The 14,329-nt window shown below is 51.0% G+C and carries 8 protein-coding genes; 1 reads left to right on the forward strand and 7 read right to left on the reverse strand.

What is annotated here, in order from left to right:
• Nucleotides 1-85: 85 nt before the first annotated feature.
• From J4772_RS24215 to J4772_RS24230, 4 genes are all read right to left on the reverse strand, one after another.
• The gene (locus J4772_RS24215) at nt 86-958 is read right to left on the reverse strand and encodes a carbohydrate ABC transporter permease (protein ID WP_116061377.1); all 873 of its coding nucleotides are present in this window, start codon (nt 956-958) and stop codon (nt 86-88) included.
• On the reverse strand, nt 955-1,872 hold the full coding sequence (locus J4772_RS24220; RefSeq protein ID WP_209071745.1) for a carbohydrate ABC transporter permease: 918 nt from the start codon (nt 1,870-1,872) through the stop codon (nt 955-957). The genes J4772_RS24215 and J4772_RS24220 overlap by 4 nt, the downstream gene beginning before the upstream one ends.
• Nucleotides 1,856-2,938 (reverse strand): glycoside hydrolase family 88/105 protein, encoded by a 1,083-nt coding sequence (locus tag J4772_RS24225; protein WP_209071746.1) that lies wholly within the window; start codon nt 2,936-2,938, stop codon nt 1,856-1,858. The genes J4772_RS24220 and J4772_RS24225 overlap by 17 nt, the downstream gene beginning before the upstream one ends.
• A gap of 174 nt (nt 2,939-3,112) precedes the next feature.
• On the reverse strand, nt 3,113-3,952 hold the full coding sequence (locus tag J4772_RS24230; RefSeq protein ID WP_371822730.1) for a helix-turn-helix domain-containing protein: 840 nt from the start codon (nt 3,950-3,952) through the stop codon (nt 3,113-3,115).
• A gap of 153 nt (nt 3,953-4,105) precedes the next feature.
• Between J4772_RS24230 and J4772_RS24235 the strand changes: the two genes are divergently transcribed.
• Nucleotides 4,106-4,498: a VOC family protein gene (locus tag J4772_RS24235; RefSeq protein ID WP_209071748.1), complete on the forward strand. Its 393-nt coding sequence runs from the start codon at nt 4,106-4,108 to the stop codon at nt 4,496-4,498.
• 56 nt (nt 4,499-4,554) lie between these two features.
• On the opposite strand, the gene J4772_RS24240 is transcribed toward J4772_RS24235, so the two are convergent.
• The 3 genes from J4772_RS24240 to J4772_RS24250 all read right to left on the reverse strand — a co-directional run bounded on the left by J4772_RS24240 (nt 4,555) and on the right by J4772_RS24250 (nt 14,216).
• On the reverse strand, nt 4,555-9,546 hold the full coding sequence (locus J4772_RS24240; protein WP_209071749.1) for an Ig-like domain-containing protein: 4,992 nt from the start codon (nt 9,544-9,546) through the stop codon (nt 4,555-4,557).
• A gap of 468 nt (nt 9,547-10,014) precedes the next feature.
• On the reverse strand, nt 10,015-13,071 hold the full coding sequence (locus tag J4772_RS24245; RefSeq protein ID WP_209071750.1) for an ATP-binding protein: 3,057 nt from the start codon (nt 13,069-13,071) through the stop codon (nt 10,015-10,017).
• Nucleotides 13,068-14,216 (reverse strand): response regulator, encoded by a 1,149-nt coding sequence (locus tag J4772_RS24250; RefSeq protein ID WP_209071751.1) that lies wholly within the window; start codon nt 14,214-14,216, stop codon nt 13,068-13,070. Before J4772_RS24250 ends, J4772_RS24245 begins: the two co-directional genes overlap by 4 nt.
• Nucleotides 14,217-14,329 lie beyond the last annotated feature (113 nt).

Raw genomic sequence — 14,329 nt, forward strand, 5'->3', positions numbered from 1 at the left:
AGTATTTACTGCAAACCAAGCATATCCTCATCGGCTTTGACGAACGATGATTTATTCAATGATTGTGATGATCAATTCTCCGTGCTTAACCTTTTATACCCGATAGATTCAAGCCGTGCATAATGTTTTTTTGGAAGATCAAAAAGAACAGAAGCGGCGGAATCATAATGATCGTCAACACGCTGAACTTAATATTCCAAGGAATAATGCTAGACTCGATGATGTTGCGGTAAACCATGGAAGCAATCGGATATTTCGCTTGTGTAGTCAGCACTAACGAAGGCCAATACCAATCATTCCAGGTCGATGTAAAAGCAAAAATAAGCAGCGTCGAGAACACGGGAATGGACAACGGAACGGCCATTTGGAAAAAGCAACGCACCTCCGAAGCTCCGTCGATTCGTGCCGCATCGAACAGCTCTTTGTGAATTCCGTCAAAAAAGCTCTTGAGCAGCATAATATGAAAAGCATTCGCGGCGGCCGGCAGCCAAAACGCCCAATAGGAATCGATCAGCCCCAAGCTTTTCAGGTTCAAAAAATTCGGGATTAAATAGGTAGCGCTTGGAATCATCAGAGTGCTCATAAAAAACAAAATAAGGCCTTTGCGAAACGGCAGCTTCATCTGGGAGAGGCTGAAGGAAGCCAGTCCGATCACAATTAGCGAAAAGATCGCATTCCCTGCAAATAACAGCAGCGTATTCGCAAAGCCCCGGGTTAAATTTACAAATTGCAGCCCTTCCTTATAATTGCTCCATTCCAACTGCTGCGGCAAGAAGCTAGGCGGAAAGGTGAAGATTTCCGCTCTGGTTTTAAAGGAGGAGAAAATGGTCGTGCCAAAGGGGTACAGCATCATAACCGCTAGAACAGCAAGTGCAAGCAGCATAATCGCGTAGCCGATCCGCACGCTTTTTTTGGTGTAATCAAAGGAGGACAGAATGCTCCGTTCTTCGCCTCTCATGCTTGCTTGCTCCTTCCTTGAATGGAATACATCACAATCGATAAAGTCGCCAATACAATGAACATCAGGACGCCCATCGCGGAAGCTCTGCCATAGTTGAGATTCGTGAACGCTTCATTAATAATCTGATACATATAGGTCAGCGTCGTATTGTTCGGTCCGCCTCCGGTTAAAGCCATATGCGTCAGGAAACCTTGCGAAGTCCCGATAAGCTGCAAAATAAACAATAAAACATAAAGATGGCGAATGCTTGGAATCGTAATGTAGCGAATGCGCTGCATGACGCCGGCGCCATCCATTTCGGCCGCTTCGTACAGGTCTTTCGGAATGCTCACAATCCCGGCCAAATAGATGAGCGCGGCTGTTCCAAAAGACTGCCACGTCTCCGCAATGACAATCGAAATTATAGCCATGCTTTTGTCCGTAAGCCACATGATCTGGTGCCCGCCAAACCATGACACGATCTGATTAGCCGGTCCTAGTGGATCATACAGCCATTGCCACATTCCGTATAAAACAACGGCAGGCACAATATTGGGCAAGTAGACCACTAAGCGCATAGTCCCTTTAAACCATCGCAGCTCCGAGATCGCAATAGATACGATGCTCGGCACCCAGAAGCCTATCAGCACGCACAACAGCATGTAGTAAAGCGTATTAAGAACCGACTTGGTCAGCACGCTGCTCGCAAAAATTTCACGGTAATTGGCCAAACCGACAAAGCTGTTGCCTCTAACAAAGTCGACATTCATAAAGCTGTAAAAAATCCCTTTAGCGATCGGCGTCCACAAAAACACGCAAAATACGGCAATCGCCGGAAGTAAGAAGACAAGCCCCCATCCGTATTCCTGCAGCGCTCTGCGCCATGAGCTAACGGTTGACCGGGAAGTTCGGGCATTATTCTGCTGTCGCATCGCAGCCGCCCCCTTCGTACATGGCCGCCGCCATTGTCAGTAAAATTAAGGTCAAACCTTGACCGTATTGCGATGGATAGCACGGAACGCTATTATAGGCAGCTATACTCTCCAGTACAGGCGTACCTCCGGATACCTGCAATACGGTCCCGTCAGCGGCAATATGGCTTATTATGCCTTGCAAAGCCTGTTCGACAGCTTGAAGATACTCATCCTTCAGCCATCCCAGTTGTATACCCGACAGCAATCCCGCTGCTATGCCGGCACTGCCCGAGGTTTCGCTATAGTAGTCAGGGCGATCCAATACCGTCGGCCATAGACCGTCCGCTCCTTGGTTTTCGACCAAGCCCTGGGCAAGTTTGGTGTATCTCTCCGTTATTGAGGCAGGTAGAGCGATGAGTTCGTCGATTTCCTTAGCGATCCATGGCGTAGCCAGCACAACCCATGCATTCGCTCTGGCCCAACGGGCGGCGGACATATGATGGCCTTCACCGCAATTCCAGCCGTGGAATAACAAGCCCGTAGCCTCATCCTGAAGCAGGCGCAAATGAAGCTCCAATTGCTTCGCCGCTTCTTCGGCATATTTCACCTGCCCAGTCACTCTAGCGAGCTTAGCCATAAACAGTACCGACATAAAGAGGGTATCAGCCCATACTTGCTCTGGAAACGCGGCGGCTTCCGTCACCGTATGCTCCAAGGCGCCTTCTCTCGTTCTTGGCGCTTCCCGCAACAGCCAATCTCCTACCGCGGCGGCCTTGTCCAAGTACCGCTTCTCTCCGGTAAGCTCATACAATGCTGGCAAAACGGTATAGGGTGCGACGGCGTTAATAACAAGCTCTCCTCCGGCCAAGCGCTCATTGCGTTCCATCCAATGGTGAACATACTGTACTGCTTCCGTTTGCTCCAACTGCTCTCCATAGTACATAATCGCGATCAAACCGACCCCCGGCACCCAATCCCAGCAGTCGATCGCCATTCCCCAATCCCCGGATCCATCCGTAGTCATCCTATTGTAAACAGATGCGGCGGCAGCTCGAATTTCTTCGTATTGTTGCTGATCTCTCATCGTCATCACTCCTTCTCTCAGTATAGAAGGACGGGGCATCGTTCCCCATGACGGCTCCTCCGCATTTTGTGATCAATCCTCTGGTTTAATGCTAACATGCACACATAATAGAAAAGCCCCGTTTTTCCCTCCATACCGGAAGGAATAACGGGGCGTGTTTTGCCACTTATGACGTTATTGTAATAAGGGAACATGATTCTCAAAAATATCCTGATTGCGAAACAGTTCAGCCGGGGTCCTATTGGCATACTTGCGGAACTCCCGGTTCATATGGGATTGATCATAATATCCGCTAGAGAGAGCCAGATCAACACTCGGGTTTACCCGCTCTTGCCTGATCATTCGAAATGCAAGCTGGAATCGCACAATGCTTCCATAATTTTTAGGCGTCAGTCCTACCTCTTCCTTAAAAACACGAATAAATCGTTCCGTACTCAGATTAGCCATGTCGGCGATCTCGGCAATAGAAGGCGCAGTCGCGGGGGAACGCTCGAACATTTGCAGCGCATAAGCTACGGCTGGATGTCCTTTCGGATCCCTCATTTTCTTCTCCAGACGTCGCAGCAAGTATTGCTCAACGATTTGAAACCTTTCCTCCGCAATTAAAGTCTCCTGCAGCTTTTCCCGTAAATCCGCCACTCGGGAAGATCGGCCCAAACCATACTCAAGAGGCATGTCGACATCCTTAAGCGAGCCTACCAAATCACCGAGAAAAGGCAGCGCTCCTCCCGGTTTGAATTGAATGCCCATACAGGATTCTTGACATACCGTGTCCAGGTAGTAGTAGGATGAGCGCGGACCGGCGATAATACTGCCGGGCAGAAGCATAGGACGCCCCATCCGATTCCCCCCATACACTCGGATCCGATCCTCTTTGAGATTAATAATCCATGCCAAAGAGGCATCGGGAAGTTTTAATTCAAACCGATGGCTGGGGTGGTAGCCTTCGCATATCCACAAATTATCAATCCATCGCTCTAAAATAGGTCCGGGTTTGCGAGCATAAAATTTCAAGCAATCCCCTCCTAGACTTAAAAGAATATCGATGCCAAGATTATACCAGCTAATCCTACGAAATGAAGATCAACTTTGTACAATACGTTCCGATTTGATAGGGCTATACTGATTAGGAAAAGATAAATCCACTAAAATTGAGGAGGACAGGCAATGACAACAAGCTATAGACCGCAAGGATATTCCACTGTTACACCGTATTTCATCGTTGCAGGAGCAGATCGATTTATTGAATTTCTTAAAAATTGCTTTGATGCCGAGGAGCTTGAGAAGCATACCCGGCCCGACGGAAGCATCCAACATGCCGCGCTTCGCATCGGAGACTCCATCGTAGAGATCGGCGGAGGAACGAATAAGGATTTTCCGCCGATGAAAAGTGCGACCCATCTCTTTGTGGAAGACGCGGACGAAGTGTACAACCGTGCTATGCAAGCAGGAGCGCGTTCCTTATACGAACCGCAAGATCACGATTATGGGGAACGCTCGGGAGGCGTGGAGGACCCTTTCGGAAACCATTGGTATATCGCCACGAATATTAGCAGGTAACGATAAAAATCCCTTCCTAACATCGAAGCTCTTGTTAGGAAGGGATCTTAAATTTTTTAAATCAAATCCGATGTTTGCAAAAGTCTTTGAATAATAGTTGCAACTTCAGCACGGGTGATGTGCGCTTTCGGCGCAAGCTTGGCTGCGCTTCGTCCAGATACAAGGCCGGCCTGCACGCTGTCTGCAACGCTGCTGAGTGCCCAGGCGGATACGTTGGACGCATCTTCAAACGGGCGAAGCGTTGCGTCTTCGGATTGAGCGGACAGCTTGGCCTTCAGTCCGGTAATCGTCATCGCTCTAGCGAGAATCGTCATGGCCTGTTCTCGAGTGAGCTTGTCGTTCGGTCGGAACGTGCCGTCCTCAAACCCTCCAATCAGCTGATACGCATAGGCCGTGTTAATCGCGCTGCTGAACCAATCCGACGTTTTCACGTCAGAGAACGCCGTTGCCCCCTTTTCCAGCTTCAATCCCAATCCGCGTACAACGATGGCTGCAAACTCGGCTCGGGTGATATCCCGATCGGGACTGAACAGATTGCCGCCCGTACCGTCAATGACCATCCGCGATCCCATATCGTTAACGGCAGCTTTCGCCCAGTGATTGGCGACATCCAGGAACTCGAGCGGATGCCACACGACGGAATAAGTGCTGTTGGTCAAGCTGTTGATCTGCGCGTAATACTGGCCATCGATGACCGTAATCTTGGTCGGTACGTGGCGAACCGTTCCATCCGGATCGACAACGACGCCTGTCGTAATCTTGTTCGGGTCGACTCCGGCCGGGATGGCGATCGTTCTCTCCACATAGGCGTTAAACTTCGATACTTCAACGCTCGTATTTCCGTATATGGCTCTAATCGTAAAATCCAGCGGCGGAACCATAATCGCGAACGTGCCTTTAACTGCCGCATTCTCCACAATCTTCGATGTTTCCGCGGTAGGCGCGGCGATTTCGATCTGTACCTTGATGTCTTGCAGGTCGATCGATTTGCCCAGTTTATCCGCGATATCGCCGATCTGGATTTGTTGTGCCGGAATCGTATAGGTCGCCTGATCCGTTTTGATCGCAACAACGGCTTGCTTGTTTTCCATGCTTTTAACCATCTGACCGTTGAGCTCGCCAATCACGACATCCGACTTCGTATGGACCGGAATCGTCACAACGGCTCCTTGCCCTTCCGCCGCAAGTTTATCCTCCAGTTTCTTCTGGTCGACGAGAATCGTCGTGACGCTCTGATCGTTTCGTTTGCTTGTTGCGGCGGTTCCGGCATTTTCTACTTTACCGTTTACCAGTATGTCTACACCCTTATGGGTTGTCTCCGGTGTCGCGGAAGCAGGGGGAGAAGAAGTACCGCTCTCTCCGCTTGATGACGACCTCGGTACGACGGAATTCGATTCTACAGAGGAGGAGCTTTTACCTGCTGCCGTAATCGCCTTTACCGTGAAGGTGTAGCTCGTCCCGTTGCTTAAACCCGTTACGACAATCGGACTTGACGAACCGTATACGACCACATTTCCCGGAGCTGCCGTCACCTCGTATCCCGTAATCGGATTTCCGCCGTCGTCAGTCGGAGGCGTAAACGTAACGGTAGCTCGTCCGTCCCCCGCAACTGCCGTCACATTCGTCGGCGCTTGCGGAACTTTGGCCGGAGTCGCGCTTGCCTCATTCGACATTGCGCTCAAGCCGCCTGCGTTGCCGGCCTTCACCGTAAAGTAATAGGTCGTACCGTTAATCAAGTTCTGAACGCTGTAGGTAGCAGACGTGACCGTCACCGCTTCGCTCTCGTTATATTGACCTGATGCCGTCGCAATATAGAGATTGTAATACGTCGCACCCGTTACCGTATTCCAATTGAGATTAACCTGACGATCGGCTCCGACAGCAACCAGGTTTTGCGGATTGGCAGGAGCGTTCGGCAAGTTGACGGATTGCATGACGGTAAAGGTGACAGGCGTCATCTGATCCGCCGCTACCGTAACCGTTGCCGTGTAGGTTCCTGCCGGCAAGCCGTCTCTTGCATGGATATCAAAGCTTGTCGATGCGCCACTTGTTAAAGAATTAGAGTCTAACTGGGTCATCATGAAATCATTGGCATTCGTACCGCTCACCATTACGGACAGGTTGTTCAAGCCGACGTTACCTGTATTCAAAATCGTGATAGATTTACTATCCTGCGTGCCTGAAACGTAACCTTGAGTAAGCGCCGTTAACGTCTGATTCCCGATTGCAGCGATGGAATAGACAGGAGCTTCGGTAACCGTAATGACGGCTTCTCCCTTCTTGCTGCTATCAAAATTCGAAGTAGCGGTAATCGTATAATTGTTCGGCGGTGCGTCCGCTGCAACCGTTACCTCGCCCGTGCTGCTCACTGCAACTTTTGCAGAGTTGCTGCTTGTCCACGTGACCGTCTCATCCGCATCTCCGGCCGCATCAACCGTGACATTTAATTGCTTGCTTGTTCCTTGCATTACAGTTTCCGTACTTGGGCTGACTGTAACACTCCTAATTTCCGGAGCGTGGGTCACCGTAATGACGGCTTCTCCCGTCTTGCTGCCATCAAAATTCGAAGTAGCGGTAATCGTATAATTGTTCGGCGTTGCATCCGCGGCAACCGTCACCTTGCCCGTGTTGTCTACCGCAACATTTACAGGGTCGCTGCTTGTCCACGTGACCGTCTCATCCGCGCCGCCAACGGCAGCTACCGTGACTCCCAGTTGTACGCTGTTTCCTTGTACCACATTCTCCGTGCTTGGATTGACGGTTACGCTGTTAATTGCCGGCGTTTCGACGACCGTGATCGTAGCTGTTCCTGTCTTGGTCCCATCAAAGTTCGAAGTGGCCGTAATCGTATAGTTGCCCAAATCCGTATCCGCCGCAACGGTTACTTTCCCTGTGCCGTCCACCGCCACATCCTCGTCGCTCGTTGACCATGTGACAGTCTTATCCGCTCCGCCCACGGCATTTACCTGGACTTCGAGTTGCTTCTCTCCTCCTCTAACCAGGTTCACACTGGCTGGAGTGACGGTTACGCCGTTAACTCTTGGCGGCACCGCAGTAACCGTAATGGCGGCCGTTCCATATTTGCTCCTGTCTACCGTCGAAGTTGCCGTAATCGTATACGATCCCGGAACAGCATCCTCTGCCACAGTTACTTCCCCTGTCTGGCTCACCGTCACCTTGCTGTCACTGCTTGTCCATTCGACCGTCTTTTCCGCTCCCCCAACCGCAGCTACTGTCGCCGTAAATTGTTCGCTTCCTCCTTGCTCCACGCTTGCCGTAGGCGGGTTGACGGTTACGCTGTTAATGGCAGGCGGCGCTGCCGTAACCGTAATCGTAGAGGTACCCCTTTTACTATTATCATACGTTGACGTTGCCGTGATCGTATAGGGTCCCGGAGCGGCATCCCCAGCAACGACAACTTTTCCTGTGGAGTCTACCGTTACCTTGTTGTTAACATCGCTGCTCTTCCATGTTACCGTCTTTGGTGCGCCCCCATTTTCACTGACGAAGAAACTAAGCTGTCTTTCTCCTCCTTGAACTATGCTTGCTGCATTTGGGCTCACCAGTACGCTATTAATGGAAGGGGCAACAACCCTAACCGTGGCAGTTGCAAACTTACTGCTATCTACCGTCGAAGTTGCCCTGACCTCATATTGTCCCGGCGTGGCATCCACCGCAGCGGTTATCTTCCCTGTCTGGTCCACCTGCACTTTATTGTTAACGTCGCTGCTCGTCCACGTTACCGTATTCGCTGCGCCGCCTTCGGTCAGCACAGTTGCACTAAGCTGATCGTATTTCCCTTGGAAAATGCCTACGGAAGTCGCACTGAGGGTTACGCTAATAATGGCAGGCGGCAACTGCTTCGCCACTCGAATTTGATTGACATTTCCGCTTTTCTCTTGCCATGCAACGAACAGTTGGTTGTTTAGCACGGCTACAGTTGGATATAGTGCAGCAACTTCAGGATTTTTGTTCAAGCCGTTAGGACCGTCTCCATCAGCGCTTGTCCACTTTGTACCGTCATATTTTTTAACTCGAATATGTTGGACTACTGTCGATGCTTTAACTTCGTGCCATATCGCAAATAAATGATTGTCGAATACAACTAATTCTACTTCAGCCGCTCTCAGTCCGACATCTCTGTTTAATCCATAAGGACCGCCGCCGTCAATGCTTGTCCAACCGGGATCGTCATACCTCTTCACTCGGATTTGGTAATCCAAGTAACCAATATTCTCTTCCCATCCCACATATAGTTTGCCGTTATAGATGGCTAATGAAGGTACAACTGCCTTTTTCAAAGGATTGATATTCAAACCGCCCGGGACTCCATTGTCCAGGCTCGTCCAACTTTCTCCGTCATACTTCTTGCCTCGAATGTTAAGAGCATCTGGATCTGAACTCGATTCAGCCCACATCACATACAAAGCGTCATTAGAGGCAACCATGCCAGGATAAGCAGCTGTACCAATGGTGTTCAATCCTGCTTTCCCTTCCTCCTCAGCACTCTCCCACTTTTCCCCATCATACTTCTTAATGCGAATTTTCCCATTTTCAGACCATGACGCATATAGAGCATCGCCAAAAACCGCTAGACTGGGGGCAAAAGCCCATTCTGCGGGATCTACGTTTAGTCCGTTCACATTTTCAGCGACATCCTCCCATAATATTCCTGAGTTGGTATATCTACTGATGCGAATTTTATCCGTGCCTTTATTTTCATAGGTACTCAGTTCTAACCAAGCCGCATAGACAGACCCGTTGAATACGGCAAGAGTAGGATGACCTGCCATTTTCGAGGGATCTATGTTAATGCCGTTCGGTCCGCTGATAGTCGTCCAAATAGAGCCATTATACTTCTTCGCGTGAATTTGATTAACCGCTACGCCATTGACTGTATTCGTTTCCTGCCAAGCTGCATAGATTTCATTATTAAATGCGACTATGGCAGGATCATTGGCTGCTCTAGTGGGATTCACATTCACCCCGGTTGCTTGGCCGCCATCTACAAAAGTAAAACCTCCAACCGACGCCGTCGCCGAAGCCATACTGCCTCCTTGGAATAATAAAGGCATCGTTAGCGCAATGGCGAGCAATAGATGAATGGTTTTTCGGATGCTATCGTGAGTTTTTCTTCTTCTCATTCCCGGGATCAATTGTCATCTTCCTTCCATGGTCGTAGTCGTATTTCCTATGTCCCGCATCTTCCGCCCATCATATCCGATCGCACCTTAAAAAAACCTTAAAAACCGACACGTTTCGCCACATAAGCAAAAGAGACTGTCCCATAAGCCAAGCAGCTTAAGATGATCGATAAAAAAAGAAGGGGTATGTACCTCCTGTAGATGCCTCATACGCTCCTGAAATCACCTTGTCACGGGTTTCCCCATTCAGATTTCGGGAGCGTATAGCATCGGAAGGAGGTACATACCCCTTTTTACATTTCGTATCGATTATCTTTCACAGCAACTTGTAGCGCTTATGGGACAGACAGCCCCTTCGTGAGGCAAGATGCGTCAGAGCCGGGAGACCGGAATGCGAATGGAGACTTCGGTCCCGCAGCCCGGCTCGCTCGCAATCTCCAGCGAAGTTCCGTATTCGTATTTCAATCGTTTGTTGATATTCTGCAAGCCGACGCCTTGCTGTTCCGCTCCGTCGGTTCGTTCAAGCAGCGTCCTCAAGCGCTCGGGCGAAATCCCGACGCCGTCGTCGGATACGACGAATTTCCACTGTCCGTCCGACTTCGCCACCGTCATCCTCACAGTTCCGCCCTCGATGCGATCGCCGACGCCATGACGAATGGCGTTTTCCACAAGCGGCTGCAGCAGCAGCGGCGGGATTCGCAGGCTATAAGCCGTCTCTTCGATCTCGTATTCGAAACGAATGCGATCCCTGAATCGGGCCCGTTCAATCTCCACATACGTTCGGATCAGACTGAACTCCTCCGCGAACCCGACACGATCCTCCGCGTTGCTGAAGCGGAAGCTTCCCCGCAAGTAATCCGCGAGCGCCGTAATCATCTTCCGCGCGCGCTCTGCGTCCGTATAGCTGGATGCAACAATGCTGTTTAACACATTGTACAAAAAATGAGGCTTGATCTGCGATTGCAGGAACGCCACCTCCATATGAACGGCTCGGGCCAACGACTCCTTCATGGCGAGCAAGCTGCCGATTCTGGCCTTCAGCTCCTCCAGGTCAAAAGGTTTCGGCAAATAATCGTTGGCGCCCGCCTGGAATGCCGCTACCTTATCCTGAGGTTGAATAGCTGCCGTGACCATCAGAACGGGAAGCTCCAGCAGCGAATAGCGTCTGCGGATCTCCTGGCACACCTCGTATCCCGACATTCCCGGCATCATCAAATCCAGAATGACGAGATCGATTCTGCCCGATTGGTCGATCTGCTCTAACGCCTCATATCCGTTTTTAACCGCGATGACGCGATAATCCAGCTTCTGCAGCGCATCCAATAAAACCTTCAGATTTACATACTGGTCGTCGACGATCAACACCGTACGTTTGCCATCGGCATTCGTCACATATGGCGTTGCAAAGGAATATTCATTTTTCTTGGACACGGCTGAAGACGCCGTCGAATAGGACAAGGACAGAGACGCTTCTCGCCGTTCTTCGGCAACGGGAAGCGTGAACGTAAAGCAGGTACCGGACCCAGGTGTGGAACTTACCGATAGCGTACCTCCTTGCAGTTCAACCAGTTGCTTCGCAATCGACAGCCCCAGTCCGAAGCTTCCCTGCCGCGCTCCCTCCGTCGATTTGAACGGCTCAAAAATATGCGACAAATCCTCCGGTTCGATTCCCACACCGGTGTCCCGCACCTTGATTTCGAGCATGCCTCCGCGTTCTTTCCCGTCAATGGCAATCGTGCCGTTATCCGTATGCTTGATGGCATTGTCCAGCAAATTCCCGATGATCTGACCCAGCCGAATTTCATCGGCATACGCATAAGACAGCCCCGCAGGCACCTCGTTGATCAGTCGAATTTCTTTTTCTGTACACAGGTAAGAATAGAAGCGCACTTGAATCTCCGCAACCGCGCGAACGTCGATCGGCGCCGGCTCGACTCTGAGCTCGCCCTGCTTCAGCTTGGACAAGTCCAGAATGTCGTAGACCAGCTGCGACAGCTTCCTCATAATGTCGGTCACGAGCTGCAGCTTCTCCCGTTGCCCGGCCGTTGGCGGATTCGCGACATCGTCCAGCAGGGACTGGGAGATATTCATTACGCCGTGCAGGGGCGTCTTGAATTCATGAGAGGTGCGGGCCAGAAAGTCGTCCTTCAGCTTGTCCGCTTGTAGCAATTTCCCGGATAGCTCCTCGATTTTCTTGAATGCGTTCGAAAACCGGAGGGACATCAGAAGCGCCAGCATCAGCAATACGAGAAAAGGCTCGACCGGCGCCAGCGAATAGATCGGCACGCCGAAATACACGTTCATATTCTGGTTCAGCACCAGTGCATTCAATGCCAGAGCCGCCACGGCCAAATACCAGCTGCCGGTCACTTTGTGCAACACCGCGTAGACAAACACGTACGTAGCGTACAGAAGCGCAAACGTCACATATAGCGATGTCAGCAGACGAAACGGTCCCGTCGTGATCTGGGAGGCGAAACCGAAATGCAGCAAGATCAAGACAGAACCCGCGATCAGGCCGCCTTGCGTGAGCCATTTGAAGGTATATGGCCGGAAAGCGGTATATACGTACAGGAAGAATCCCGCGCCTACGCCAACCGTCAATATCATCTGAATGCGAAAATAAAGCCAGAACGGAAACGCGCCGAACGCATCGAACAGTACTCTCTCGCCGCTGACGCTTGTAAACGCCGCGATAAATACGCAGACAAAGCCGAAGACAACCAGAGAGTGGTCATTTCTGCGTTGGGAGAACAACCCAAGGAAATACAGCCCCATAATTAGAAAAGCGGTTAAAGCGACCCAGTCATGGGCTGTCGCCCGGTCGCGCAGCTTGGCGATTTGCTCGGCCTTGCCGAAGTGAAGCGATTCGCCGATTCCGCTGTTCACCCGAAGTTCATAGTTGGCCACTTCGATAAGAATTTCGTTCCGGCCCGGCTTCAGTGTGAAGTAGCTGACGTATGGCTTGTTAAGGGCTTGATAATGCTCCTTCTCGTCCGGATTGCCGCTGGAGCCCACGACCTGGCCATTCACGATAAGCCGGTTGGAGATGAGAATCGCAGCCGTCTTTAAGCCGTACACTTCGCTTGCATCGTCGATCAGGAGTTCCAGTCTGTAGGTCGCCATGCCCAGCGTCTCCATTTGTTTGGACCACGACCCGGGAACCTGAATCATCTCGGGAGCCGCTTTCTCTACGGTGCCGGTTGCCGAGGAATTCTGTCGGGAGAGCAGCCGCTGGGGATAAAACTCCCATTGCCCGTCCAGCCGAACAACGCCTTCTTCATGGAATTTCCACCCGGTCAAATCGATAACTCCGTTGTCGGCAACAGGCATAGGTTTCTTGAGATGAGAGGAGTAAGTCAACAGCAGCCCGTAGGTTGCGAACAACAAAGCTATCGTGATAAACACCGCCGCTATTTTCCGACTCATAGGGAGGATCGCTCCGTCTTCTCCCTCGTTTGCCGGAACAGCCGCTGCGTTTCTTCCTCCAGCTCCGCGCCTAATTGAACGCGAACCGCGTGTTCTAGCTGCAGACAGACGCGATAAGCTTCATTGCGATTCCCCAGCTCCAGATGGAGTCGGATCAACTCGCGCCCGTCAAGCTCGGAATCCGGCGCTAGCGATATCAGCTTCTGCAAACTGTCGATAGCAAGCGCCGTCCGGCTCCGGCCTCGAAAATACGCATACCCTTGGCGTAGCGCCCGAATATACAAAGATTTGAGTTCCAGTTGTCTGGAGGTAGCCCAGCCGAAATCGCACCCTTCCATATATTCCCCCTTGTACAATCCTTTCAACTGATCGTAAAGAGAGTCGTCCATCCTGCCTTCAACCAGAACCTTGCCCAGCAGCCGCTCGAATTCGGATATGTCAACCGCAAGCCCGTCCAATTCTAAGGCAAAGCCTTGATCCGCTTTCCGAATTCGGATCGGGATCGCTCCTTCTACCAAGCTTTTTCGCAGATAGGAAAGGCAAGTATACAAATACGTCTTGGCCTTATTCACATCGTGACCCGGCCACAGCGCCTCGATAATCGTTGCGGCATTTACCGGCCTGCCTTCGTAATGAATCAGGAGCGCGCACAGCTCCCTTTCCTTTTTCGTTTTCCATGTCAGCGTTTGGCTCATTACGCCGGGCCATTTAATATGGAAGCCCCCCAAACAAAGAACGGTCGGGACAAAGCTTGCGCTCGGAGATAATGGGGCCGCAGGCTTGGGCAATGAATTTGGAATGCGCGCCATCGTGTTCTGCAGCCGCTCCTTCGTAAACGGCTTCAACAGGTAGTCGGTCGATTGAATTTCGAACGCTTCGACCGCATATTCCACATAAGCCGTTGTAAAGATAATCGGCATCAGAGGAAAGATCTTTCTTATTTGCCGAGCCGCCTCCGTCCCCTTCAGCCCCGGCATCTCGATATCCAGGAACACCGCGTCTGGCGCTGTACGGCCCAGCTCTTCTAACGCTTGAATCGGATTAATATACCTTCCCGCTATCTCAACGTTCCCGATTTGACCAAGCAAAATTTCCAACAAATCCAGCGCATCTTCTTCATCGTCGATCAGCATGACACGAATCATCGGCTTTTGTCTCCTTTACGTTTCATGCCATTGATAGATTGAATAAGTAGCTTCAATATATCTTCCTCCTGATACTATACTACAATCGAGATATCGAAGGTGGTAGGTTAAAT

The organism is Cohnella sp. LGH (assembly GCF_017671885.1).
GTDB classification, from domain to species: Bacteria; Bacillota; Bacilli; order Paenibacillales; family Paenibacillaceae; genus Cohnella; species Cohnella phaseoli.

Excerpts from the sequence above, each read along its gene's own strand:
- J4772_RS24215 (WP_116061377.1), bottom strand. The coding sequence starts at position 958 with ATGAGAGGCGAAGAACGGAGCATTCTGTCCTCCTTTGATTACACCAAA.
- J4772_RS24220 (WP_209071745.1), bottom strand. The coding sequence starts at position 1,872 with ATGCGACAGCAGAATAATGCCCGAACTTCCCGGTCAACCGTTAGCTCA.
- J4772_RS24225 (WP_209071746.1), bottom strand. The coding sequence starts at position 2,938 with ATGAGAGATCAGCAACAATACGAAGAAATTCGAGCTGCCGCCGCATCT.
- J4772_RS24235 (WP_209071748.1), top strand. The coding sequence starts at position 4,106 with ATGACAACAAGCTATAGACCGCAAGGATATTCCACTGTTACACCGTAT.
- J4772_RS24240 (WP_209071749.1), bottom strand. The coding sequence starts at position 9,546 with ATGGCTTCGGCGACGGCGTCGGTTGGAGGTTTTACTTTTGTAGATGGC.
- J4772_RS24245 (WP_209071750.1), bottom strand. The coding sequence starts at position 13,071 with ATGAGTCGGAAAATAGCGGCGGTGTTTATCACGATAGCTTTGTTGTTC.
- J4772_RS24250 (WP_209071751.1), bottom strand. The coding sequence starts at position 14,216 with ATGATTCGTGTCATGCTGATCGACGATGAAGAAGATGCGCTGGATTTG.